The organism is Paraburkholderia sp. FW306-2-2C-D06C, from assembly GCF_058781505.1.
This window is the reverse complement of the sequence record NZ_JBYSWU010000012.1, coordinates 41,728-65,746: the sequence shown is the minus strand read 5'-3', so window position 1 is coordinate 65,746 and position 24,019 is coordinate 41,728. Positions and strand designations below refer to the sequence as shown.

At 59.0% G+C, this 24,019-nt stretch carries 18 protein-coding genes and 1 pseudogene; 12 read left to right on the top strand and 7 right to left on the bottom strand.

The features are described 5' to 3' along the window. The first annotated feature begins 9 nt into the window (after positions 1–9). From AC3WLT_RS11695 to AC3WLT_RS11675, 5 genes are all read left to right on the top strand, one after another. The gene (locus AC3WLT_RS11695; protein WP_168435974.1) at positions 10–672 is read left to right on the top strand and encodes an RraA family protein; all 663 of its coding nucleotides are present in this window, start codon (positions 10–12) and stop codon (positions 670–672) included. Next, positions 672–1,316 carry an RraA family protein gene (locus AC3WLT_RS11690; protein ID WP_154566409.1) on the top strand — a complete coding sequence of 215 codons (645 nt, stop codon included), beginning with the start codon at positions 672–674 and terminating at the stop codon, positions 1,314–1,316. The genes AC3WLT_RS11695 and AC3WLT_RS11690 overlap by 1 nt, the downstream gene beginning before the upstream one ends. Before the next feature lie 876 nt (positions 1,317–2,192). Beyond that, positions 2,193–3,623, top strand: coding sequence for an aldehyde dehydrogenase family protein (locus AC3WLT_RS11685; protein WP_154566424.1), 1,431 nt, complete (start codon positions 2,193–2,195; stop codon positions 3,621–3,623). 26 nt (positions 3,624–3,649) lie between these two features. Beyond that, positions 3,650–4,564, top strand: coding sequence for an NAD(P)-dependent oxidoreductase (locus AC3WLT_RS11680; RefSeq protein WP_154566410.1), 915 nt, complete (start codon positions 3,650–3,652; stop codon positions 4,562–4,564). 810 nt (positions 4,565–5,374) lie between these two features. Then, a complete protein-coding gene (locus AC3WLT_RS11675) occupies positions 5,375–6,736 on the top strand; it encodes an MFS transporter (protein WP_154566411.1) in 1,362 nt (453 codons plus the stop codon). Positions 6,737–7,156: 420 nt separating this feature from the next. Here the strand turns inward: AC3WLT_RS11675 and AC3WLT_RS11670 are convergent, their stop codons facing one another. Beyond that, a complete protein-coding gene (locus AC3WLT_RS11670; protein WP_166618322.1) occupies positions 7,157–8,089 on the bottom strand; it encodes a LysR family transcriptional regulator in 933 nt (310 codons plus the stop codon). Positions 8,090–8,285: 196 nt separating this feature from the next. Between AC3WLT_RS11670 and AC3WLT_RS11665 the strand changes: the two genes are divergently transcribed. The 5 genes from AC3WLT_RS11665 to AC3WLT_RS11645 all read left to right on the top strand — a co-directional run bounded on the left by AC3WLT_RS11665 (position 8,286) and on the right by AC3WLT_RS11645 (position 15,825). Then, on the top strand, positions 8,286–9,587 hold the full coding sequence (locus AC3WLT_RS11665) for an MFS transporter (protein WP_154566413.1): 1,302 nt from the start codon (positions 8,286–8,288) through the stop codon (positions 9,585–9,587). Between the two features lie 1,430 nt (positions 9,588–11,017). Next, on the top strand, positions 11,018–12,127 hold the full coding sequence (locus AC3WLT_RS11660; RefSeq protein WP_154566425.1) for a branched-chain amino acid ABC transporter substrate-binding protein: 1,110 nt from the start codon (positions 11,018–11,020) through the stop codon (positions 12,125–12,127). Between the two features lie 218 nt (positions 12,128–12,345). After that, positions 12,346–13,242 carry a DMT family transporter gene (locus tag AC3WLT_RS11655; RefSeq protein WP_267905072.1) on the top strand — a complete coding sequence of 299 codons (897 nt, stop codon included), beginning with the start codon at positions 12,346–12,348 and terminating at the stop codon, positions 13,240–13,242. A 218-nt stretch (positions 13,243–13,460) separates the two neighbouring features. Further along, on the top strand, positions 13,461–14,774 hold the full coding sequence (locus AC3WLT_RS11650; protein WP_492591985.1) for an NAD(P)/FAD-dependent oxidoreductase: 1,314 nt from the start codon (positions 13,461–13,463) through the stop codon (positions 14,772–14,774). 199 nt (positions 14,775–14,973) lie between these two features. Next, a complete protein-coding gene (locus AC3WLT_RS11645) occupies positions 14,974–15,825 on the top strand; it encodes a VOC family protein (protein ID WP_154566414.1) in 852 nt (283 codons plus the stop codon). 791 nt (positions 15,826–16,616) lie between these two features. Here the strand turns inward: AC3WLT_RS11645 and AC3WLT_RS11640 are convergent. Together AC3WLT_RS11640 and AC3WLT_RS11635 are read right to left on the bottom strand one after the other, a co-directional pair. Further along, positions 16,617–16,841 carry a hypothetical protein gene (locus AC3WLT_RS11640; protein WP_154566415.1) on the bottom strand — a complete coding sequence of 75 codons (225 nt, stop codon included), beginning with the start codon at positions 16,839–16,841 and terminating at the stop codon, positions 16,617–16,619. A gap of 56 nt (positions 16,842–16,897) precedes the next feature. Continuing rightward, the gene (locus AC3WLT_RS11635; protein ID WP_154566416.1) at positions 16,898–17,053 is read right to left on the bottom strand and encodes a hypothetical protein; all 156 of its coding nucleotides are present in this window, start codon (positions 17,051–17,053) and stop codon (positions 16,898–16,900) included. A gap of 391 nt (positions 17,054–17,444) precedes the next feature. Here AC3WLT_RS11635 and AC3WLT_RS11630 point away from each other — a divergent pair, with 391 nt between their 5' ends. Continuing rightward, positions 17,445–17,717, top strand: a complete 273-nt coding sequence (locus AC3WLT_RS11630; protein WP_154566417.1) for a DUF1488 family protein — start codon at positions 17,445–17,447, stop codon at positions 17,715–17,717. Between the two features lie 244 nt (positions 17,718–17,961). Next, on the top strand, positions 17,962–18,972 hold the full coding sequence (locus AC3WLT_RS11625; protein ID WP_492591984.1) for an IS110 family RNA-guided transposase: 1,011 nt from the start codon (positions 17,962–17,964) through the stop codon (positions 18,970–18,972). A gap of 364 nt (positions 18,973–19,336) precedes the next feature. On the opposite strand, the pseudogene AC3WLT_RS11620 reads toward AC3WLT_RS11625, so the two are convergent. The 4 genes and pseudogenes from AC3WLT_RS11620 to AC3WLT_RS11605 form a co-directional block, all read right to left on the bottom strand. Continuing rightward, a pseudogene (locus tag AC3WLT_RS11620) lies at positions 19,337–20,671 on the bottom strand (ISNCY family transposase); the annotation flags it as partial. A 132-nt stretch (positions 20,672–20,803) separates the two neighbouring features. Further along, complete coding sequence (locus tag AC3WLT_RS11615; protein WP_492591983.1) at positions 20,804–22,285, bottom strand: ISNCY family transposase; 1,482 nt, start codon at positions 22,283–22,285, stop codon at positions 20,804–20,806. 237 nt (positions 22,286–22,522) lie between these two features. After that, complete coding sequence (locus tag AC3WLT_RS11610; protein ID WP_154566905.1) at positions 22,523–22,900, bottom strand: hypothetical protein; 378 nt, start codon at positions 22,898–22,900, stop codon at positions 22,523–22,525. A gap of 559 nt (positions 22,901–23,459) precedes the next feature. Next, positions 23,460–23,918 carry a zinc-finger-containing protein gene (locus AC3WLT_RS11605; protein ID WP_168435992.1) on the bottom strand — a complete coding sequence of 153 codons (459 nt, stop codon included), beginning with the start codon at positions 23,916–23,918 and terminating at the stop codon, positions 23,460–23,462. Positions 23,919–24,019: the final 101 nt, after the last annotated feature.

The window sequence follows — 24,019 nt, the reverse complement described above, 5'->3', positions numbered from 1 at the left end:
ACATCCGCTATTAGCGCAGAAGACCAGGAACTGGTCGCCCTGTTCGAGGGGCTGGATACGCCCGGAGTATCCGATGCTATGGACAAGTTGGGTCTGCCCGGCCAATGCATGGGCATCGCTCCGCTCGACAACTACAAGGGCACGATCGTTGGTACCGCATTCACCGTTAAATACGTCTCGGCCACCACACCGGCCGGTTCCGTGGGTGACTTTATCGACGACGTGGCCGAGGGCGACGTCATCGTGATCGACAACGACGGCCGAACTGACTGCACGGTATGGGGCGACATCATGACCCAGTACGCGTGCTTGCGCGGCATCCGTGCGACCGTCATAGATGGGGTGTGCCGCGATGTCTCCAAGGCGCTGGGTGATGGATATCCGCTATTTACCAAGGGCCGCTTTATGCGTACCGGCAAGGATCGCGTACAGGTCGAGGCCGTGGGCGTGCCGGTCTCCATCGGCACGGCCCGTGTGACCGCGCGCGACATCGTTGTGGCGGACGCCAACGGCGTCGTGGTGGTACCGCGAGATCGCGCCCGCGAAGTGGCAGACGTGGCGCAGCAAATCGAAGGAGTGGAAGCCGAGATCCGTGCGCAGATTGCGCAAGGTAAGACCCTGGGGCAGGCGCGCAAGGCGCTGGGCTACCACACATTGCAAAGGAAAGCATAATGTGCGCACTCCACACCTTCAGCGTCGCCACCCTTGAACTCGCTCGCAAATTGGGCTCGTCCACGCTCTACGAGGCTTCAGGCCTGCCGACCAGCGCTGTCGATCCCCTCGTTCGTACCATCTGGCCGGGCGCCTCCGTGGCGGGCCCCGCCTACCCCGTGGAATGTGCTCCGGGCGATAACCTGGCCATCCACATCGCTATGGAGAAGGCGCCGCGCGGAAGCATCCTGGTAGTGTCCACCCACGGCTTCGTTGCTGGCTATTGGGGCGAAGTGCTCACGGTCGCCGCCGAGGCGGCGGGCATTGCTGCCCTGGTAATCGATGGCGGTGTGCGCGACATCGCGGCGCTGACCTCGCGCCATTTCCCGGTGTTCTCGCGCGGGATCTCCGTGCGAGGAACTATCAAGGCCAGCGTTCCGTCGGTGGGGCAATCACTGAGTTTCACCGGCACGCCCATTGTCCCTGGCGACCTGGTAGTGGCCGACGATGATGGCGTAGTCGTCATTCCCACCACGCATGTCGAGGCGACACTGGCCCTAGGCCAGGCTCGCTTCGACAAGGAAGCGCGGATCATGGACGAACTGCGCCAAGGCCGCACGACCCTTGATCTCCTGGGTTTGTCGCGCTGGAGAGAACGTACTTGACGGCATAAGTCTGCTTGCGGGATCGGATTCCTGCCACGACGTAGGAGGCCGTGAATTGTGAGGCCGCGGGCTCGGCGGCCGGGATAACGGCAATCTCGTTGAGCCTAGGACGAGTAAGTTGGCAACACAGGCCAGATTGCAGTCAGCGTGGTGAACTCCGGCGCCAAACGTGGCTGACGCTTTCCCCGCCAACTTTCTACCTCGCGGCGAATGGTCGAGAGCGCGGAGAATTTACTGTCAGCGCATACGATGGCGATCGATCCACGCGGTGAATTTTGACAGCATCACCAGCGAGGTCAAGGTAAGGTGGCGACGCATCACTGCATCTAGTTTCTTGTTGACGACAAATCCCTAGTAACTGGCCCGGTCTTGTGATATGCCGAGGCTTTTCTCGCCCTAGACCAGATCAATTCTGGCCTCGCTCGGCTATTTGCGAATACAGGACCTCGCTCTGAGGGCTGCAGACCATCTAGAGATTTTCCACGACCTGAATCTGGCATCTCAACGCTTGAGGTGCCGTGCCGACCCGCAGTTGTGACAGGTTCTGGTGATGGACGAGTACTTGCTGAGCAGCAACAGCCAAAGAATCAAAGTGATCCACACGCGGCGGGCTGGGCGGAGGGAGCCGGCTTCGCGTAGGGGTACGGCCACCGAGAGAATTGGCTTGTCGAACGTGAGAAGCGAGCCTCCCTGTCGCTGCGTGAGCGGATGCTTTCATCCGATCCCTCAACCGCGTCCTCATGCTATTCCGTGATAGACAGATCGGAAAATGTCATTCGACCGTCAGACCCACGCATATTTAGAATGACTTATCGAAACCCGTGGCGCACAGGGCGCCAACCCGGGATTTGGTTACGCCTACAGGAGACATGGAACATGGCTGTTCAAGGAAATTTGATTGGGGGCGAATGGGTCGGCGGCGATGCGACCTTCAATAGCCTGAATCCGTCGGACGTTCGCGATTGCGTTGGGACTTTCGCACAAGCCGACGCCGGACAGGTGCGGCAGGCCATCGCGGCAGCGCGTGCCGCGCAACCAGGCTGGGCGGCGCAGACGATTCAGACCCGCAGCGATCTTCTGCAGAGAGTAGGGATCGAGCTGGCAACGCGACGGGAAGAGATCGGTGAACTGGTCTCCCGCGAGGGCGGCAAGACGCGCGCTGACGGCATCGGCGAGGTAATGCGTGCGAGCCATGTTTTCCACTTCTTCGCTGGCGAGGCGCTGCGCTATGGTGGCGAGAACTTGCCATCCACGCGCCCGGATATCGGGGTCCAGACCAGCCGGGAACCGGTTGGCGTCATCGGATTGATCACTCCATGGAACTTTCCGATCGCCATCGCCGCCTGGAAGATCGCGCCGGCGCTGGCATTCGGCAACACGGTGGTGCTGAAGCCGTCGGAGGAAACTCCCGGCATTGCCGCTGAGCTGTTCCGCGTAATGGAGCGAAACGGGCTGCCGGCCGGCGTAGCGAATCTGGTCAACGGTGCCGGTCCTGTCACTGGAGCCGCCCTGATGGATGGCATTGACGCGCTGAGCTTTACGGGAAGCGTGCCGACAGGACACCTGCTCGCGCGTGCCGCCGTGGAGAATATGGTTCGCGTTCAACTGGAATTGGGTGGTAAGAACCCGCTCGTGGTGCTTGACGACGCGGATCTCCCCGCGGCCGTAGAGTGCGCATTGAACGGCGCCTACTTCTCCGCTGGGCAGCGTTGCACCGCGTCCAGCCGGCTCATCATCGCGGAGGGCGTGCACGACCGGTTCGTCGAGGCGCTACGGGCGCGCATGCGGTCCTTGAAGATTGGCCATGCCATGAATCACGACACGCAAATCGGGCCCCTGATCAACCAGCGCCAACTTGATATGGTGCAACGCTACATCGAAGCCGGAAAGCGCGAAGGCGCGGAGTTGGTGGAAGGCGGCCAGTTGATCGAACGCGAGACGCCTGGTTTCTACATGCAGCCCGCATTGTTCACGGCAACCCGCAACGACATGCAGATCAACCGCGAGGAGGTCTTCGGCCCATTTGCAGCGGTAATTCGTGTCAAGGACTACGACGAGGCGCTGCATACCGCAAACGACACGGCGTTCGGACTGTCGGCGGGCATCTGCACGACGTCGCACAAGTACGCCACGCATTTCCGCATGAATATCAAAAGTGGGCTGGCAATGGTCAACCTCCCGACGGCTGGGCTTGACTATCACGTTCCGTTGAGTGGCGCCAAGTCTTCGGGCTACGGGCCGTGCGAGCAAGGTAGCTATGCTGCCGACTTCTACACTCGCGTAAAGACTGCCTACGTCGGTCAGTAATCGTCAATCAAAGGAGACATACTCAAATGGACAAGATCGGATTCATCGGCTTGGGTCGCATGGGCAAGCCCATGGCCTCTAATCTGAGCAAGAAAGGGTACGAGCTGGTGGTGCATGACGTGAACGCCGCTGCCGTCGACGAGCTGGTGTCACTGGGCGCACGAAAGGCGGTCAACTTGGCCGAGATCGCGAAGGAATGCGGGATCGTCATCACCATGCTACCGAGTTCCGTGGAGGTTGAGCAGGTGGCGCTGAGTCCAGAGGGAATCTTTCCCAACGCAAGGCCGGGCGGGATTCTTCTGGACATGAGCACCATCGATCCGCTTGCGACTGAACGCCTCCACGTGGCGGCACAACAACGTGGCCTGTCTGTCGTGGACGCGCCGGTCGGCCGGCTCGCCCAGCACGCTGACCGCGGCGAGTCGCTGTTTATGGTTGGGGCGAGCGATGAGGATTTCAAACGCATCGAACCGCTGCTGTACGCGATGGGAACGACCGTCTACCACTGCGGTGGGGTCGGGGCCGGCGGCCGCACAAAGCTGGTTAACAACTATATGGTGGTTGCACTGTGTCAGATGAACGGTGAGGCGCTGGCGCTGTCCCAGCGCTTCGGCCTGGACATCGCGAAGACACTGCAAGTACTCTTCGGCACCTCCGCGAGTAACGGGCAACTGCGCATGAACTTTCCGAACAAGGTGTTGGTGAATGATACGACGCCGGGTTTCACCATCGACCTGGCGCACAAGGACATGTCACTGGTTCTTGGTGCCGCGCACGCCTTGAAGGTGCCGATGCCCCTGGCGGCCGCGGTCTTCGAATCATTCAGTCTGGCGCGTGCCAGCGAGTATGGTCGCATCGACTTCACTGGTATCGCCGATGCCATCTGCGATCTGGCAAAGATCCCTAGAGCCCGGGTTCCGGAGGGTTGGAAAATCGACTAAGAAGTACTGGCACAACGAATTTTGAATTTGCCGCAAGCAGTTAACGCAAGCGGCGGTTTTCATGAGCGCCTCGTGTATGGCCGCGAGGCGTTCGAACCGGACACGCAAGCGCCTAAAGTTGTGCAGCCGAACAAAGGTACGCTTGAAAGCCCGCCGGATTCGGCCGCGGCCTCGCCGTGTGACTCACCCGGACGGGCGACCTGCGTGATGCTGGTGCCAGCATGCAGCGGCCTGCGATATTTGTCGTGGTCGTAGCCGTGACCAGCCTGCACGTCAACGAGCTGCGACAGCGGCCATCGACGCTCGCCGCGAATGTACGAGATTGCCTGATTGAGGGGAAGGGTCTGGCCAGCAACTCACGCCCGAACCGCAACGCATGTCCTGCGAGGATGCATCTCTCAGGGAATGTCGGACTACAGCTCGAACAGAACGCCGGTCAGCACGAGTCATCGCCGAGCCTTCGTCCGGCTTATCGAGCCCGGCGTGGGGCGTGGCTTCGGCGGTGACAAGAGTTGGCTGAATGAGCGTCCAAAATCCGTATAGATGAACGCATCCCATTTTGCGCCAGCGTTTCGTGTGTACAGATAGACAGAACTCTAGTCAAATAGCGAATAGGTTGAGAGTGCGATGCGGGTTAGAAGTCCCCACGATTCTTTTTATTAGAGCACCTTCAGTGCCCAAAAAATGGAGACAGCACATGACTGCACCGAACAGACTGCGGCCGCTCGATTGCGCCCAGAGCCTCACTCGAGGCATCCACGTCCACATCAGTTCGCGCGTGCTTCCTATGGATGCGAAGGGAGATGCGGCATGAGCACCCGAGCAGATAAGAGGGAAAAACTCAGCCCAATGGCACGTCGAGCGCTGGGAGCAGGTATCGTCGGCACGTTGATTGAGTGGTACGACTACGGTTTGTACGGTGCTGCGTCGGCGTTGATATTGCCGAAGCTGTTTTTCCCGAGCAGTGATCCGGAAACGGCAACACTGGCCGCATTCGCCACCTTTGCAGTCGGCTTCTTTGCTCGACCGGTAGGTGGACTTCTGATTGCGAACTTTGGGGATCGTTACGGGCGTAAGCCAGTCCTAGTCGCGACGCTCATACTCATGGGTTTGGCAACAACGTTGATGGGATTGTTGCCCACATTCGAGCGGGCTGGTCATTGGGCAATTGTACTATTAGTAATCCTTCGAATGCTACAAGGCGCTGGCGCTGGTGCGGAGTTGGCCGGTGCGATGACATTGGTTGCTGAATACGCGCCACCAAGCCGTCGCGCATTTGTCACAGCCATTCCAAACGGTGCGGCGTCTGGTGGTGCACTTCTGTCTACTCTAGCATTCCTTGCTGTGGCTTCTATGCCAGAACAGACTCTGCTTTCGTGGGGCTGGCGAGTCCCATTCTTACTTTCGGCCATATTATTTTTGGTAGCACTGTTCATCAGGCATCGAATCGAAGAATCTCCTGAGTTTGCGCGTGCACATCAGGCTGCAATAGAGAGAAACGCAAAGAGTCGAGTGCCGTTATTTGAGCTGGTGAAGTCCAAGCCGCGGACTATAGTACTAGGCATGCTTTCTGGAACAGCCCTCAATGTTGTCTTCTACGTTCTGGTGGCCTTCTCCATGTCTTACATGACAACACGCTTGGGAATTTCAAGATCGGACTCTTTGGTTGCCATGGCCGTAACGACATTGGTTGGATTTGCGTCAGCTCCGATCATGGGCAATATCGCTGACCATATCGGGCCTGGCAATTCGTACCGCATCGGTGCATTCATGCTAGTGGTGGCAGGATTTCCGCTTCTTATCGCGATGCAAAGTGCCAATCTGCTTATCATCACTTCGGCGATGGCACTTTGTGCCTTCTTTGTCTATGGACCGATCATCGCAGGTCAAGGCGCCTTTCTATCGAACCTGTTCCCTACTGAGCTTCGCTTCACCGGCATTGCTGTGACACGAGAATTCAATTCAATTTTCGTTGCAGGCCCGACTCCCTTCATTGCGGCATATCTCGTCCAAGTACAAAACGGAAAGCCTTGGCTGGTATCCACCTATATGTGCGTGGGTGGCCTGATTTCCGTTATTTCCATCTCTCTGCTCATGCGCGACGCGCGACATACCTCAGCGTTGAGTCAGAAGCAAAAAGCCAAAGCCGAATTTCAATCAACCAACCGATAGAGATATTAAGAATGAATACGATGTGTATTGTTTCCACAACTGTCGTCGATTTGGAGGCTAAACACAGCGATATCGTCTTCAGCCTTGAAAAGAGGCAACGTACCTTTCACGAGCAGCTCCCACACGCGCGTTGTCAAGGTTCGGCAGAAACCACTACCTAGATTGCGGCTCGATCCTTTCACCTCTCTACAGGTCAGAATCCATCGGCTTCGGTAACCTATGGCGCCGGCTTCAGCCAACGGAACGGACTGCCGTTGTTGGCTGAAGCCCGACTTTGTTCGGGGAATCGAAGGTAGCAGCAATGGTACATCGAGTGGGCGGCTACCGATTTGATCGCAGGTTTCCCGATAAAATCCAACCTGGAAACGAATCGGCGGAGCCTGGACACCGCTTGGTTCGCTTCGGCCCCGCGCCCGCAACCTAGTCGCCTATCCACGTCGCTTCGCGCCAGTCGTCGGTCGCCGCACATACGCGCACACTTGCTACGAGGAGGTCCGTGGCATTCCGTACGGCGGGCGTCGCGCCGCGTGTCGTGGGGCGCGCCAGCACGATGCGGCGCGCGAACGCCGGGTCGTCGATCGGTGCCGCGCAGAACGCGCCTGTAGTGAGTTCCTGGCGCGCGGCAACGCGCGGCATGATGCCCCGCCCATATCCCTCGGCGATTAGAACCTTCTGCACGGCCATGGTGTTGGCTTCGTCTGCGGTGGCGATCGTCACGCCCGCCGCCTTGCAACGCCTCTCGACCAGCAGTCGCAGACGATGCGGGTATCCTGGCAAGATCAAGGGCGTACGTCCGAGTTCCCGAAGCGGCACGGGCGCATCTTCGCGCAGGTCGCCTGCGCCGCTCGCCACGAGGCTCAATGGCTCGATGACGAGATTCTTGATATCGATGCCGGGTGTCGGGTCGGGCTGATAAAGCAGCGCGACATCTATTTCGCCCGTCTCTAGCCAACGCGTCAGATGGTCCGTGTAGCCGACCGAAAACGTCGCACGGACCGCGGGATAGTGCGCGTGCAACAGCCGCAGGAATTCCGACACGATGATCTCGCAACTACTAGGCAGCAACCCGATACATATAGCGCCCGCCACCTGGCCCGGGACAGGGCGAATTTCGCTTTGCGCCTGATTGATTTCCTGCAGCGCGCGCCGCGCGTGTTCGAGAAAGATGCGCCCCGCGTCAGTTAATTGCATCCCAGTGCGGTCGCGGTCGAACAACGGCACCCCAATTTCTCCTTCTAGCAGCTTCAATTGCCGCGACACGGCCGATTGCACAATATGCAGCAGCTCCGCTGCGCGGGTTGTGCTTCGCGTGTCGGCGACGGCGAGAAAGGTGCGAATCTGGCGGAAATCCATGCTTCTCCTAGTGGTGTCAGCGCTCGTGAATGAAGATGCTAAACCGACATGCCTTGATCTGTTTAAGTCATTCGACAATAAATTTCCATCTATTTTAAGATCAACGCAAGCGCGGTTCGCAGCACGCACTTCACTGCCTGATGTTGCTGCTTTCAACGGGCGAATACCAGTACGATTAAAACATGAAGGAGACACGATGCAACAGAAATCCGCCCGCCTGCGGCGCATCCAATGGATCGCCATCACGTTCCTGATGTTGGCAGGAGTCGTCAATTACCTCGATCGCAGCACACTCTCGATTGCCAATCATTCGGTTTCTCATGAGTTGGGATTGAACGCCGCGCAAATGGGCATGTTGCTCTCGGCGTTTTCGTTTGCCTACGCACTCGTTCAGTTACCCACGGGTGTGTTGCTGGACCGTTTCGGCGCGCGGATCATGCTCGGGCTTGGGATGTTCCTTTGGTCGCTCGCGCAATTCGCCGGCGGTTTCGTTAATACCTTGCAGCAGTTCTTGGTCGCGCGCGTCTGTCTTGGCGTGGGCGAAGCACCGCAATTTCCGGCTGGCGCAAAGGTGGTAAGCGAATGGTTCGCGCTTCGCGAGCGCGGACGTCCAACCGGTATCTTCATCGCGTCTTCGACGATCGGCCCCGGTCTCGCGCCGCCGATTCTGACTATGCTGATGCTGGCATTCGGATGGCGCAGCATGTTCGCCATCATGGGCGGGCTCGGCATCGCAGTTGCGCTCGCGTGGTATGGCATCTATCGCAATCGCGCCGAAATCTCGCTCACGCGCGATGAGGTGGCGCATCTGGAAGAGGGCGATGTGACGGCGGAGCAGGAGAGCAAGCTGACGTTCGCTGAATGGCGCCGTGTTTTCGCCTATCCGATCACGTGGGGCATGATCTTCGGCTATAGTGGGGTCATTTATATGATCTGGCTTTTCCTGACGTGGCTGCCCGCGTATCTCGAACATGAGCGGCACCTGAGCATCGCGAACACGGGGTGGGTCGTGGCGATTCCTTATTTGTTCGGCACTGTCGGCATGGTGGGCAGTGGCTTCGTGTGCGATGGCCTGCTCCGGCGCGGCGCCTCCGCGATCACCAGCCGCAAGTGGCCAATCTGCGTCGGCATGGTCGGTGCCGCGCTCTTCACCGTGCCGGCGGCTTACACACCGAATTTGCCCCTCGCAATCGCATTCATTTCGTCGGCCATGGTGTGCCTGAATCTCGCGTCGGGCGCCGCGTGGTCGCTCGTCAGCGTAATTGTGCCGCGCAGGCTTGTCGCCTCGATGGGAAGTATTCAGAACTTCGGTGGCTATATCGGCGGCTCGTTCGCACCTGTGATTACAGGGTTGATCGTCGACCACACGGGTTCGTTCGTCAATGCGTTTCTGGTCAGTGCGTTCCTCGCGCTCGGCTCAGCGCTGATCTATCTGGTGTTCGTGCGTGGCGAATTTGGCGAATATGACGTTGTGGAAAAGCCCGTTGCTGCAGCATGAATCTCGGGTTGGCTGTGGTGCAAATAGCGACCAACGAATGGGTTGGAGTGTCGTGCTGACCGATGTGGAACATCGTTTATCTGGTGTGCTCGGTCAACACGCTGCGCGCACGGGGTCGTCACACCGACGAGGCGCTGCTCAAGCACGTGGCGCTGGTTCACCGGAACCACGTTGGATGTTGCGCGGACAAGCGCCCCGGGCTTGCGACACGCGAGATTCGTTCTTCTGTTTGGGGCCTGCTTGAAAGCCGCTCTTCTCAGTGTTTGCGCCTGAATATTCGCCGTCGGATCCGATCTCCGCGTCGTTGCCGGCGACATACGTGAAGCCTTCCGAGACGATAGCGAAGGGGAAAGTACGCATATCGCTTGCGAGCCTGTATCGATCCGTAGCGTACAAGTTTTAGTGCGTTGTGCCGCTAGGTCCGAGCAGCAGCCGCGAATTTCCTGCGTGGCAATTCGTTGACCCGGCTCCTGAACTGCTGTAGGCCATCCTTCTCGCCCTCCAGGGCGTTGAGAACAGAAGTCCATCCGTGTCCCGATGACCTCGCTCGAGCGCTGGGCCTATGATCTTCCCTGTTCCGAACATGTTACTGCCGCCAGCGTCGCGGCGTAGGCGAGCGGTCCACCATCGATGTGATTAGGCCGGACGGGAAGTGTCGTCCCGACTTCGATCTTGACAGTGTATGACTCAATGACTGTCGACGGGTGGTCAACGTTTGTCCAGCGTAAACTGATGAACCAATTGTTCAGCAGGGTGGCTGGATCGGCGCACCCTCGCGGCGCTCCACACGAATGCCGGCGACGCGCAGCCACGGGCTTTAGAGGTGGTGATTGCCGTCGTGGGACGGGGGCCCCTTCACCAGCATTCGCCATAGGGATAACTGGGCCGTGCCTACGGAAAGAGGATTCTGTTTCGGCGGCCTCCTGATTGGGGTTATCGTACTTTCCGTGCAAAATCGGGCGCTTTGATCCTGAAAACCCATATTGATCAAGAGCTTGCGCAATCGCTGATTGCGCGAAAGCTACGGAACGGCCGAGCTTTGCTGCAATTGGCTGTGCGCGCGGGTACCGCCAGATTTTGCACGGAAAGTACGGCAACCCCGAAATGGTGTCGCTCATGTCGAATAGAGATACTATATGTCACTAAAGGTATACGATTTGACGGCGGAGGAGCCGGTCGTAGCTGGGACGGGTGTTGGGGTCCGACTGTTTCATCTCGCCGGAGCAGCACTGAAACGACGTGGTCGCGCATCGGTTCGGTCACACGTGTTCAGTCGCGCCACGGGCATGTCAGGTCGGAATTGTGTGCAAGGAGCAGGGCACGAGGGCGTGGCAGCACACGCCCCTAGATGTTGGACATTTGGTCTGGTGCAGGTCTTTACGCGTTAGAGCGCGGGAACGTTGGAGATGACAATGAAGAAGCATTCGGGAATGTACGCCACCGCCGCGGGAGTCGGCTTGCTGGCCTCGGTTGGTGTATGCGCGCAGGAAGTCGTGACGATCGGTCTGTCTGCGCCGTTGACGGGGCCGCAGGCTGCCGCCGGCAAGGATGCGGAGAATGGCGCTCAACTCGCGATCGACGATTTGAACAGGCAGAACCTGCAGATCGGCAGCAAGCCTGTGACGTTCAAGCTGGCATCCGTTGACGATCAGGCCGATCCGAAAATCGGCGTGCAGGTCGCGCAAAGTCTCGTCGATCGTGGTGTCGTCGCGGTCGTGGGGCCGTACAACTCGGGCGTCGCGATTCCTGCCTCGCGCATTTACAACGGTGCGAACGTGCCGTTGCTGCCGACCGCGTCGAACCCCGCACTGACGACTCAGGGCTTCAGGAACATTTTCCGGATCGGTGCCAGCGACTCGTCGCTCGGCGGCACGATGGCCGATTTCGCGGCACAGAAGTTGAAGATCAAGACTGCGGTGGTCATCGACGACCGTACGGCCTACGGGCAAGGTGTCGCCGATGAGTTCGAAAAGGTTGCCAAAGCGCGCGGAATCCAGATCGTCGGCAAGGAGTTCACCAACTCGCAGGCTACCGATTTCCGTTCGATCCTGACCTCGATCAAGAGCAAGAATCCCGACGCCATCTTCTACGGCGGCTACGACGCGCAAGGCGCGCCGATGGCCAAGCAGATGCGGGCACTCGGGTTGCGCGCGAAGCTGCTCGGCGGCGACAGCATCTGTACGGCGGAGATGGGCAAGGTTGCTGGGGAGGCTGCATCGATTGTCTATTGCGCGCAAGGTGGCGTGGCGCCCGAGAGCACCGCCGAAGGCCGCGAATACGTGAAGAAATACCGCGACACGTTCCACACGGATCGTCAGGTGTATGGCGTCAATTACTACGACGGCGTGAAACTGCTGGCCAACGCGATCGTTAAGGCGGGCAGTGCCACGGACAAATCGAAGGTGATCGCACAACTCGCGAAGACGGACTACAAGGGCATCGCCGGCACTTACTCGTTTGCCGACAACGGCGAATTGAAGGGCGCGCCGACCACGGTCTATGTGATTCGCAGCGGCACTCCGGTTCCGTACACGCCTTAAGCAATCAGGTCGTTACGTCGCGTAGCCGGCTGCATATCGATGTACCTGCGGCCGGCCATGTGCGCGAATGTCTGGAGCCTGTTACCGCGAAGCAGGGGTGCAATTTCTCGGCTTCGCGAATCAACGGGCAGCCGAGTGCTCAAGTTTTCCGAGAACTTCACTTTTGCGTACGTCGCCTTCAGAGGCAACTGTTCTAACCTCAGCTGTATCAATACTTCGTGTTCAATCAAAACCGCGCCGCTGCTTTTTTACTGTCTGCGATGCTGCTTGTGGGTTGCAATGTCGGGATCGGCAAGACGCTGGTGGAATTTTTGCCGGTGCCGATTTTTGCCACGCTTCGCTTCGTGATTGCAGTGGTCGTTCTGGGGCCGCTGATCAGGCTGTCGAAACTCAGGCGCGTCGCCCTTGCGGATTGGGGCAATCTGTTTCTGCAAGCGCTGTTTGGCACCTTCCTCTTCACGTTGTTGATGCTCAACGGCGTTCAGCGCACCGATGCGCTCGACGCAGGCGTCATTACCAGCGTGATCCCGGCTGTGGTTGCGATTTTCGCGTGGATTCTGCTGGGCGAACGACCCGCGCCACGAACCATTCTGTCGATCTTGCTGGCGACAGCCGGTGTCTTGCTCGTGAACGTATCGCACGCAAATGACGCGGGCGGCACGACGCATCAATCATTGGCGGGGAATCTGTTCGTGTTCGGCGCGGTGTGTTGCGAGGCACTGTACGTGATCTTCTCGCGGCGCGTCACGGCAACGATTGCGCCGATCGATGTTTGCGTCTACACCCACAGCATTGGTCTTCTGCTGATACTTCCAATCGGAGGAAGCGCCGTTTTTAACTTCCATTACGCAGATGTGCCATCCGACATGTGGCTTCTCGTGATGTGGTACGCGCTGTCGGCCAGCGTGTTTTCGTTCTGGCTATGGATGCAGGGAATCAAGCGTATTTCCGGCAGCGTTGCGGGCGTCTTTACCGCAATGGTTCCCGTCGCCGCGGCGATTTATGGCGTTGTCGTGGGCGGAGAGCGCTTCACGCTTACCAGCGCGATTGCGATGGTTCTGGTGATCTCGGGCGTAGTCGTCGCGAGCAGCTCCAAGACGGCGCAGAAGCTTTAAGAAGTATCACCGCCCGCATGCGAACGGTGGTGGAGAGAGATCAAAAAAGATACGTGAAGGATATTTCGTATACTATATATCGATCGATGAGAGTGGATCCGGGCACTTGATCTTGGCTGTAACGACGCGCCGGCGAGCATCCTGGCGATGCGTGAAAACCATCACGCGCGTCAGTTCCTGCTCGCAGCACCTATCTTGATGTTGCGAAGGAATGAACAGTGAGCAGCACCCATAATCAGATGACGTTGGTTGGAGAGCGACTGCAGATGCCGCAGTCGCTATGGGCGGACACGGCAATCAAGGCGCCGTCGCTCAAGGCCTTGAGCGGAAATGTGTCCTGCGACGTAGCAATCGTGGGTTCCGGATTCACGGGCCTGTCTACTGCAATTCACCTCGCGGAGTTGGGACTCGACTGCGTAGTGGTGGATGCTGCCGAGCCGGGTTGGGGTGCATCGGGCCGCAATAACGGGCAGGTGATCGCGGGGTTGAAACAGGACCCCGACGTGGTCGAAAAAATCTGGCCGGGCGCAATGGGCGAAAAGCTAGTTCGGTTTGGGAGCCAGGCGCCGGGCAAAGTGTTCGACCTCATTCAAAAACACTCGATTAATTGCGCCGGGATCAACCGCGGTTGGATTCAACCAGCGTACACGCGTTCGGGCGACGCCGCCGTGCGGCATCGATGCGAGGCGTGGAGAGCCAGAGGCATTGACGCGCGCCTGCTCGAAGGTCAGAAACTGTTCGATCTGCTGGGCACGCGAAAGTACCACATCGGTTGGATCGACCCGCGGGGCGGATCGATTCAGCCGCTCAGCTATGCGCGCGGTCTCGCGCATACCGCATTGCGGCTCGGTGTGCGCATTCACAACCGCACCAGCGTTCAGTCGATCACCGGCAGCGCGGGCAACTTCGTTCTGAAAACAGCATCAGGCAGCGTTTCCACGAAGAGTGTGATCGTGGCGACCGGCGCCTATGCCGAAAACCTTGTGCCTGGACTGCGAACCTCCTTCGTTCCAGTGAGAACGGCACAGGTTGCGACTCAGGTTCTCCCGCTCGACGTGCGCTCGGCCATTCTTCCGAAAGGCAATGTCGCGTCGGATACGCGACAACTCCTCACCTCGTTCCGTCTGTCTCCGGACGGCCGGTTAGTGATGGGAGGATCGGGTGCGACTGCCGGCCTCGACCATTCGCGCATCGTGCCGTACCTTCATCGCGCGGGGCAGGAACTGTTTAGCCACTTGGGAAAGATCGAATGGAGCTACGCGTGGAGCGGTTATTTTGCCGTCACGACCGATCATCTCCCGCACGTTCATGAGCCTCGATCGGGGCTGCATATCGCCGTCGGCTGCAATGGACGAGGCATTGCGATATCGACGTCGATGGGCATCGAGTTGGCCAATCGTGTCGCGGGCGCGCAGGCGTCCGACCTGTCGATTCCAGTCACTAGTTTGCGCAACGTGGCATTCCATCGCTTCCGCGCACTAGGCGTGGCGGCGGCGACGCAATACAAGCGGATGCAAGACCGCCTCGGATAACCGGCACAGTTGCGTGAATTTCATTTACCGCAGGCATGAGACCAATTTTTTGGATCTTAGCCGATCAAATGTACTTGCCTGATGTCGAGGCCCGGTCAACGTGTCGAAGCCGCCGAGCGACGAAGTCGTTGTGACGAGTGCGACTGTAGTCGGGGATCTCACATCGGCAAGTACGCCATTACATATCACGGAAGCTCATATGACAGCCAAAGTAGGAAGAGTCGACCACCCGGTCGTTGCCGTTCACGATCTTCAGGCAAGCCGCCAGGTTTTCGAAAAGCTGGGTTTTCTTGTGCCGCCGAGTGGCAAACACCAGGAATGGGGCACGGAGAACGTGTGCATCATGTTCCCGGAGGATTACATCGAAATCCGCGGCGTCGGCGATCCGAACAAGTTTCTGGCCGGCCTGGACAAGTTTCTGGTGCATGGTGAGGGACTAAGTGGTGTTGCATTCAACGCAAAATCCGCTAAGGAAAGCTACGAGTCGGGGATTGCATCGGGTCTGGGCATTCGCCAGCCAAAGCATCTGAATCGTCTACTCGTACTCGAAAACGAAACGCTGGATTTGCACTTCGAGACCGTCATGCTGGCACCGGATCTGTACCCAGGTCTCACCCACGCAAACTTGTGCGAGCATCTGACCGCCGATACCCTGCGTAAGCCCGAGTGGCTGAATCATCCGAACGGCGTGTATTCGTTTGGGCGTATCGTCGGCGTGGTCAGCGATATGGAAAGCGCGCGAGACACCTATGTGCGCCTGCTGGGTGCCGAGGCCGTGCATTTCGACGGCGAAAAGATCCATATCGATCTGAAAGAGGGCGCCGATATCGAGTTGATTTCGCCGGCCGAGGCAGAAAAACGTGGTGACGCTCACCCTGCTCGGGGCGATGCGTACATTGCAGCGGCCACGTTGCTGGTCGACGATCTGCAGAAGACGAAGGCGGTGTTCGATCAGAACGGTATCGCTTACCGCGCCGCGGGCGAACTGATTGCAGTCGATCCGGCGTTCGCGTGCGGCACTCACTTTTATTTTGAAGAGCGGAAGCGTTAAGCCATAACGGCAACAGCATGCGGCGACTGACGTTTCATATCATCGCCGCGGCGCGATTGGTACATAACAGCCTACTCGAGCGGCGGATTGCACCCGCCGCTTTGATCTCTGCAGCACGCTGCCCGTTCCGGCAGCGTGCTCACGTCTCGAATCTCGAGTTTGACGCTGGCACTTTCTGTTGAAGTTTGGGCCAAGGAACGGTAGCCTGATTGCTTTGCTCGGCGGTGCCAACCTAAAACAAGCGGTTTGAAAAGTGGAACCTCGTCATGCCGCAGTTTTTTATATTTCGTGACGGGGAGGGGTTGCGTCGACACGGCGGAGCCTCAGAGAGACGCAGTCGAGGCACAAAGATCTCGTTCAATTGCGCTTATCTCGTCTTGGCGCCCACGATCTCGTGCGGGCTGAATCGACGTTCAAGGCCATTTCATTTTCGTCGCGCCAGCTTTCGGGCTTGCGTTATACAAGCAGAAATCGATTGTCGCCGCGGTATTGCACACGTAGCCTTTGAAGGAAATCCAGACCGAGCGTGAGCTTCATTTCACGTGGATGTGTGTGAAGTCTTGGGAAGGCCGCGCGAGCCTTCATTACCATGGCGACTTCGCTTCCAAGTTTTTCGGGATAGGATGCGAGGTACCAGATTTGAAATACTTGCATGTTGAACGAAAGCCCCTGGCCTAGTTGGCCACATTCGATTGTTGCAATGAAAACTACGTGGTCGTTTTCCTCCTCCTCAAACGAAAGTTGAGCACTCGGGTCGCGGTCTGCGTGCTTGAGAAAGTTTTGGGCGCTATTCAGACTTGCCAACGCGTCCTTTTTGGAAAGACCAGATTCCTCAATAAGCCTCGTACGCCATGACTCTCCGGGGCTGCTAACCCAACGAGATCTGCGAACAGGCCATGTGCGGCGGCCGCGAGCGTGCGGATCGCAAGTGGGTCGTGATCCGAAAACAACAGCTCGATTGCTTCGTCGAGTTGCCGCGTAGCCGCTTCAACTTTGTCAACGGTGATCTTAGTCATAGGCGTCTGCCGGAAGAATGCGATGAACTTGCATCTTGATAGAGTGTTGCCGCAACTCATGCCAAAGCTACGCCGAGAGTATCGAAGACCCAGGTCGCTTCTACGTGGCGGATACCTTCAAGCAGATACCCGGAGTCGGTGTTTCCTGCTCCGAACATCTCGTGCTCGAAAATGGCATCGCGGATCGGTGTGTCGACGGTCGGTTCGGTCATCCATCAGTTCACTGTCGGCTGCCGGCCGGAGCGGGCGTGCTGCGGCTGCCGCACGGTGGAGGGAATTCTGCCACACCGCGAACGTGTCTTTCCGTCCTTATTCGCCAGTTCCTTGAGCCATGCAAACGAACATCAACCAGTGAGTGCCTCCCGGAAGAGCTCACCGTTCCACGTCTTTCTCAATTCCATCAATGCAACTAACCGTCTTGCACGAAACCGTAACCCACAAACGTCAAGCCCGGTCTGCAGAGGGCCGGGGCGATGGCCTGCCGTCCGCATGCGCGCGGCCAAATCCGCAGTCTGTAGCAGCCGTAGTCTGTGACCATCCGCGCTCTGGTAAATTTAGAGCGAGGAACAGCAAAAGTTCGCAAGTGAATCCACGAGGTGTGTGATGGACGTTGTTGATTTCGCCGCAGGCGTGTCGTCAGACGGAAGCGCAATTGCGTTCCGGTTGTCCGGCCGGATTGGCGACGCCGAGTGTGCGATTACGCGCGAGGCACTTGAAGTGCATTTCTGGCTACCAGTGGGCGCGGATGCCAGTCGCATGCTCAGGACGTTCGCTGATGGTCGAAATCGAATTGTCGCAGTCGCTGAAAGAAAAATGCGGGCGCGGCCCGGCCAGCCCGTTCGACTCAACAGTCATGATTTCAGCGCAAAGCGTTAGGTAGACCTCAACCCGCGCATCGCGAAGTTCCAAACTCGTAGCCGGCCGCGATCACAATCGTCCATCAGCAAATCCGAACATAAAAGTACGACCGCTCATGTCGAGGCCATTCTGAAATGTCGTAGTGGCAGCCAAATAGATGGAATGGTCGCCTCCCGCCTTAACGGTCTGTCCGGCGCCGCGGTCTCGCTTCCGGAACGTGCGACATTGCGGGTTCGGCAGTCCTGCCGCCAAGGAGAATCAGATGGAACCCACGATCATTGCCATCGATCTGGCCACGCGCGTCTTCCAGATCCATTTCGTCGATTCTGACACCGGCGCAATCCACAGCAAGGTTCTCAAACGCGCGCAGCTGCTACCGTTCTTTGCCAACCGGTCTGTGTCGCGTGTAGTGATGGAAGCCTGTGGTAGCGCTCATCACTGGGCACGGCAACTGGCTCGGCTTGGCCACGATGTGCGGCTCATTGCAGCGCAGTTCGTGCGGCCCTTCGTCAAGTCGAACAAGAACGATGCAGCGGACGCGGCGGCAATCTGGGAAGCTGCGCAGCCTCCGGGCATGCGCTTCGTGACCGTCAAGACGGAAGACCAGCAGGCCATGCTCGCGCTTCACCGGATGCGGCAGCAACTCGTACGGTTCCGCGTCATGCAGGTCAATCAGATGCGCGGTCTGCTGTACGAGTTCGGCGTGGTCCTGCCGCAGGGTCGCCGTGCCTCGATCGAGGCCGCCAGAGCGGCACTCGCAACGCTGGCAGACCATTTGCCGACGATGCTCACGGAAAGCCTCCAGGACCAGCTCTCACGAATGCTCGTGCTCGACGACCAGATCAGGCGCATCGAGCAGCGCATTGTCGAATGGCGACGCAGTGACGAAGCCTGTCGACGTATCTCAGAGATTCCTGGCGTCGGTCTGCTTACGGCCACCGCCGCAGTGTCTGTCATCGGTCAGGCGAAGAACTTCCGTTCTGGGCGTGAATTTGCGGCTTACCTCGGCCTGGTGCCAGGTCAGAACAGCTCAGGCGGCAAGATCAGACTCGGCGGCATCAGCAAACGTGGCGACGTGTATCTACGGACGCTACTGATACACGGTGCCCGGGCTGTCATCTCAAGTTCGAAGCACCTGCCCGAGCGATTGCGCCTCCTGTTGACGCGACGTCCGACGAACGTGGTCGCTGTCGCACTGGCCAACAAGATGGCGCGAACGATCTGGGCATTGCTGGCTTATGGGCGAACGTATCAGGCAACGCCAGTGCAGTAAGCATGCATCAAGGCATTTAATCTCATCCACGGTTGCACAGGTGTATTGAACGATGGCAAGACAGGTTGGACCGCGCAAAGGCAAGCCTGAGACATTTCTCGGACCTTGAGTCCGCTCATTTAGATTAGGACCTTTGCGGTGAAATCCATCGGGGCCGGCGGGCACGTCCCGCGATCGAGTCCGGATATAAGTCCGCAACCACCCTCCTCGCCACGCACAATCGCCTTGCAAATGGGAGGCGACCATATAAGAAATGTCGTATCCGGGGTTGGGTTTGACGTCAGGTTTGCGCCTGTCTTTAACGGTTTGAATCTCACACAGCGTTGAAGGACAGCGTGTGAACGGGCAGGGCGTGTCAGTCCGTTCAGGCAGATCCTGCAGACCGACGGCCAGGTTTGCGTGTTTGCTTCGGCTGCCTGCTTTGTGACAATTCCGTGATCACATCGTTGATGTCATCCTGTGTGAATTCACGCTGCTTCTTTGTGCCCTGCACGCGTTCCGTTTCCCGAGCCGGTTGTCCCTGATTCGTGCGCGCAGGGGAGCCGGAGATGCGCCGGTTGTCGCGTTGCGCCTGGATCGCCTGCGCGACCTGCAGTACGTGACTCAGGCGTTTGTGTTCAACGACCGCGCCCTGATCGATCTCGGCCAGCCGGTCGTACTGCCTGTACGGCAACACACGGCCATCGGCGCGAATCTCGATGCGTCCGTCCGGGTACTCCCACACGTCGATGTAACGGTGGATCAGTTTCCGGTTCTCCGCCGTGTTACCCAGCAGGTACATCACGCGGTCGTACTGGATGGTCAGCGATTTCGTCACCCGTCGCGTCTCGCGCCACGTCATCAGCAGGTCGAGATTCTCATCACCGCGCAGCGGCCGGTGCGCGTCGAAATCGCTCTTCGGCGGCTTTGCGAAGCGTACGTTATAGGCTGCGATGAAGGAGGGCGCATACGCATTGCCCTGCGCCACCGTACTGATGCCACGCAGCCTCAGCTCCTTGACCAGACGATCCTGCAGCGTCAGGTGCGCGCGCTCGACGCGACCCTTGGCTGAGCTGCTGTTCGCACAGAACGTGTCGATGTTCAGCTCGAACATCGCCCGGCCGAAATGCGTCACGCGGCTTCCCGTTTCATGGGCTTTGCCACTGCGAAACACGCTCGCCTTGTCGCTGTAGAACGCGCCAGGCTTGCCGTGGCATTCGATGTACGCACGCGTCGCCTCAAAGTAACTGAACGTCGATTCACTCGCCGTGAAGTGCAGATGCATCAGCCGGCTGGTCGCATCGTCGACGTACACCCGCAGTGTGCAGGCCGGCGCCCGTTCCTCGAACCAGTGGTGATCGCTGCCATCGATCTGCACCAGTTCGCCCAGACACGACCGGCGGCTTCTCGGCTGGTAGACCTTTGGCGGACGCTGCCGGCGTGGAATCCACAGCCCGGCATCCGTCATCAGCCGCCGCACGGTCTCAGCAGCAAACTTCAGCCCGTGGCATTCGGCCAGCTTCTCGCAGGCCAGCGTCGGCCCAAAATCCGCGTAGCGCTCGCGGATGATGCCCAGCGCACGGTCGGCCATGCCGGTCGGCAACTGGTGATTGCTGGCGTGCTCGCGCCGGCGGGAAACCAGTCCGCGTGCGCCTTCGGCCCGATACCGGTTGGCCAGCCGCTCGATCTGCCGCCGGCTGAGGCCCAGACGTTCCGCCGCACCCCCAGATACGACATTACTACTTGGGGCCTACAGCTCATGTCAAAGCCATTTCAAGATGTCGTGGCGGCAGCTATTTAGAAATGTCGTGTTTTTAGAGGCTAAAAAGTTTTGTCTCTCATGGGTTACTGATCACGCAGTGTCGAAGGAGGGCGCCTGAACGGGCAGGGCGCTTACGCCTGTTTCACTGTCCCTTGCAGACCGTCGGCCAGGTTTGCGTTGTTGCTTCGGCTGCCTGCGTTGTGCCAGTTCCGTGATCACACCGTTGATGTCATCCTGTGTGAATTCACGCTGCTTCTTCGTGCCCTGCGCGCGTTCCGTTGCCCGAACCGGTTGTCCCTGATTCGTGCGCGCAGGGGAGCCGGAGATGCGCCGGTTGTCGCGTTGCGCCTGGATCGCCTGCGCGACCTGCAGTGCGTGACTCAGGCGTTTATGTTCAACGACCACGCCCTGATCGATTTCGGCCAGTCTGTCGTATTGCCGGCTCGGCAACACCCGACCATCGGCGCGGATCTCGATGCGTCCGTCCGGGTACTCCCACACGTCGATGTAGCGGTGGATCAGTTTCCGGTTCTCCGCCGTGTCATCCAGCAGGTACATCACGCGGTCGTACTGCACCGTCAGCGCCTTCGTCACACGTCGCGTCTCGCGCCACGTCATCAGCAGGTCGAGATTCTCGTCAGCTCGCAGCGGCCGGTGCGCATCGAACTCACTCTTCGGTGGCTTCGCGAAGCGTGCGTTATAGGCCGCCATGAAGGAGGGCGCATACGCATTGGCGTCAGCCACCGTGCTGATGCCGCGCAGTCGCAATTCCTTGACCAGCCGGTCCTGTAGCGTCAGGTGCGCGCGCTCGACGCGTCCCTTCGCGGAACTGCTGTTCGCGCAGAACGTATCCACATTCAGCTCGTACATCGCCCGGCCGAAATGCGTCACGCTGCTGCCGGTTTCATGGGCTTTGCCACTGCGAAACACGCTCGCCTTGTCGCTATAGAACGCGCCGGGCTTGCCGTGGCATTCGATGTACGCACGCGTCGCCTCGAAATAGCTGAAGGTCGATTCGCTTGCCGTGAAATGCAGCGCCATCAGCCGGCTCGTCGCATCGTCGACGTACACCAGCAGCGTGCAGGCCGGCGCCCGTTCCTCGAACCACCGGTGATCGCTGCCATCGATCTGGATCAGTTCGCCCAGACACGCACGACGGCTTCTCGGCTGGTAGATCTTCGGCGGCCGCTGCCGGCGCGGCACCCACAGTCCGGCGTCCGTCATCAACCGTCGCACCGTTTCCCTGGCGAGCCGGATGCCGTGAGATTCGGCCAGCTTCTCGCAGGCCAGCGTCGGTCCAAAATCGGCATAACGCTCACGGATGATCGCCAGAGCCCGCTGGGCCAGACTCTCGTCCAGACGCCGGTTACCTTGCCGGCCACGCTTGCGCGAACTCAGTCCGCACGCACCGGACTCGCGGTAACGGATCACCAGACGTTGGACCTGCCGTACGGTCAGGCCCAGACGCTCAGCCGCGCGTCCGGGCTTGAGCCGCATGTCCACCACGGACTGGATTACCTTCAGACGGTCGAGCTCTCGCATGTTCAATGTCACCAGTGCAACTGGATGCATGGCCGGCTCCGTAGTCCCGCGGGGAACCGGCAAGCATACCGAGACCAAAACACGACATTTCTAAATGGCTAGAACACGACATTTCTATAAAGCTACTACAGCTCAAATGTTGCTAATTCCTTTTATGTAAAATGCAGGAATCCGAAATTTATCGGCAGACGAAATCAATAATGCAACGACCTCTTCGGCAAGTGCTCCACCTGAATCACAATCTGCCAAGGCTTGCCGATACGTCGATTACGGGATCGGGGAATGGTCCGTTCCCGTCAGAAAAACCCTCAACTGCCGCTCCACTTCGAATACTTCGTGAAGAGGAGCCCTTGCGACTTGGGCGTCATACAGCGCCAGCAGCGCTTCAAAGCCGCTGATTAGCTCAGACGCGAGCCGCCACTCTCCCGTCTCATGAGCGCGCGCCAGGGTGTTCTCAACGGCATATTCGGCGATCTTGAACCGCTCCACCAGGAGGTTGCCACAACCAGCACGCTGCAGATACCAGCTCAGGTACACCGCGCGCATAAGTTCATTGACCAGATGGCTGTTGCCATGTCCGTCGCGGCATGCGACCAGCGCAAGATGACAGGACAGCGACCGTTCACTGGCGGAGGCGCGATCCATCGGCAATAGAAGTGCTTTCGTCAGCGGCCTGCGGGCTCGGCTGGGGGACCTGTTTCGCCTGGAAGACATTTTTTCGACATTGCGACGCCGGGAAGCGATTGATTATAGCGAAGCCATATCAGAGATACGGCCGCGACGACAATCAAGGGCCGAGTTCGACCCGATTTCTGCCTGATCCCCGGCTACGGTTGATGTGCCCTCATCCGGTCGCCATTCGCCCGTGTCCCGGCCGCGGTCGAAATGGCGGCTTCCGCGACGACGAGTTGCTCGTACCGTGGCCGCGCCGTAGCCTGCCTCGGCGATAAAGCCCGTCAGGATCATGGTCTGGAGAAGGGTCTGTGCGTTACGCACGCTGCCGACACCGGCCCCGCATCGTTGCGAGCGCAAGGTGTACCCGCAGCGCGAGCTCGTCGGCGGTAGCGCGCGGCCTCGGCAACAGCATCGTTTTGGCACGTCTTGCTCGTGCCGAGTCGGGGTTGCGAACGAATCGGAGAGTTTTGGGCATCAGGGTTCATTGGTGATCTCTTGAACGGGGATAGCGGCCACGGGCGGAAGTTGCTTAAACGTTGCCTTCTGACGAAGCGGCCCCGCGATGTGCGATGAATGCTTCGACATGCCGGATCGCCTGTTCGCACTGGTCGAGTGACAGGTTGTGGATGGACGCCGGCACCGGATCGAAGCCGAGTTCAGATGCGACCCAGCGGATCGCTTTCGCCCGGGCCTCGAACGGATTGACGTGATCACGCCTGACCTTGCCCGAGACCAGTGGCTCGAGCGCGTCGTGCAGGCGGCTCTTCGCGTCGCGCAACGCGCCGTCGGCGAGACGTCCCAGCGGCACGTTCCGTGTGCTGCGCGAGTGGATGCCGATCCACGCCTGACACGCTGTGCAGACCCAGAGCGCGCCGTGGTCGTTGCGGTAGGGATACGACGCTTCACCGTATTTCACGAACGCGGCGTGAGCGCCGCAGTAATCGCACAAGGGCTGGGGTACTGCCTTGATCGGGCGACCTACACGCACCGGACACTCCTTCTCTCTGAATTCAGATCACATTAACCGCGATCGTCGGGAAGCGAAAGCTGTACGATTGTCGCGATCATTTGTAACTGAGACCGTGCGTC

Excerpts from the sequence above, each read along its gene's own strand:
- AC3WLT_RS11640 (WP_154566415.1), bottom strand. The coding sequence starts at position 16,841 with ATGACTAAGATCACCGTTGACAAAGTTGAAGCGGCTACGCGGCAACTC.
- AC3WLT_RS11630 (WP_154566417.1), top strand. The coding sequence starts at position 17,445 with ATGGACGTTGTTGATTTCGCCGCAGGCGTGTCGTCAGACGGAAGCGCA.
- AC3WLT_RS11665 (WP_154566413.1), top strand. The coding sequence starts at position 8,286 with ATGCAACAGAAATCCGCCCGCCTGCGGCGCATCCAATGGATCGCCATC.
- AC3WLT_RS11670 (WP_166618322.1), bottom strand. The coding sequence starts at position 8,089 with ATGGATTTCCGCCAGATTCGCACCTTTCTCGCCGTCGCCGACACGCGA.
- AC3WLT_RS11645 (WP_154566414.1), top strand. The coding sequence starts at position 14,974 with ATGACAGCCAAAGTAGGAAGAGTCGACCACCCGGTCGTTGCCGTTCAC.
- AC3WLT_RS11675 (WP_154566411.1), top strand. The coding sequence starts at position 5,375 with ATGAGCACCCGAGCAGATAAGAGGGAAAAACTCAGCCCAATGGCACGT.
- AC3WLT_RS11680 (WP_154566410.1), top strand. The coding sequence starts at position 3,650 with ATGGACAAGATCGGATTCATCGGCTTGGGTCGCATGGGCAAGCCCATG.
- AC3WLT_RS11635 (WP_154566416.1), bottom strand. The coding sequence starts at position 17,053 with ATGACCGAACCGACCGTCGACACACCGATCCGCGATGCCATTTTCGAG.
- AC3WLT_RS11615 (WP_492591983.1), bottom strand. The coding sequence starts at position 22,285 with ATGCATCCAGTTGCACTGGTGACATTGAACATGCGAGAGCTCGACCGT.
- AC3WLT_RS11610 (WP_154566905.1), bottom strand. The coding sequence starts at position 22,900 with ATGGATCGCGCCTCCGCCAGTGAACGGTCGCTGTCCTGTCATCTTGCG.
- AC3WLT_RS11660 (WP_154566425.1), top strand. The coding sequence starts at position 11,018 with ATGTACGCCACCGCCGCGGGAGTCGGCTTGCTGGCCTCGGTTGGTGTA.
- AC3WLT_RS11685 (WP_154566424.1), top strand. The coding sequence starts at position 2,193 with ATGGCTGTTCAAGGAAATTTGATTGGGGGCGAATGGGTCGGCGGCGAT.
- AC3WLT_RS11625 (WP_492591984.1), top strand. The coding sequence starts at position 17,962 with ATGGAACCCACGATCATTGCCATCGATCTGGCCACGCGCGTCTTCCAG.
- AC3WLT_RS11690 (WP_154566409.1), top strand. The coding sequence starts at position 672 with ATGTGCGCACTCCACACCTTCAGCGTCGCCACCCTTGAACTCGCTCGC.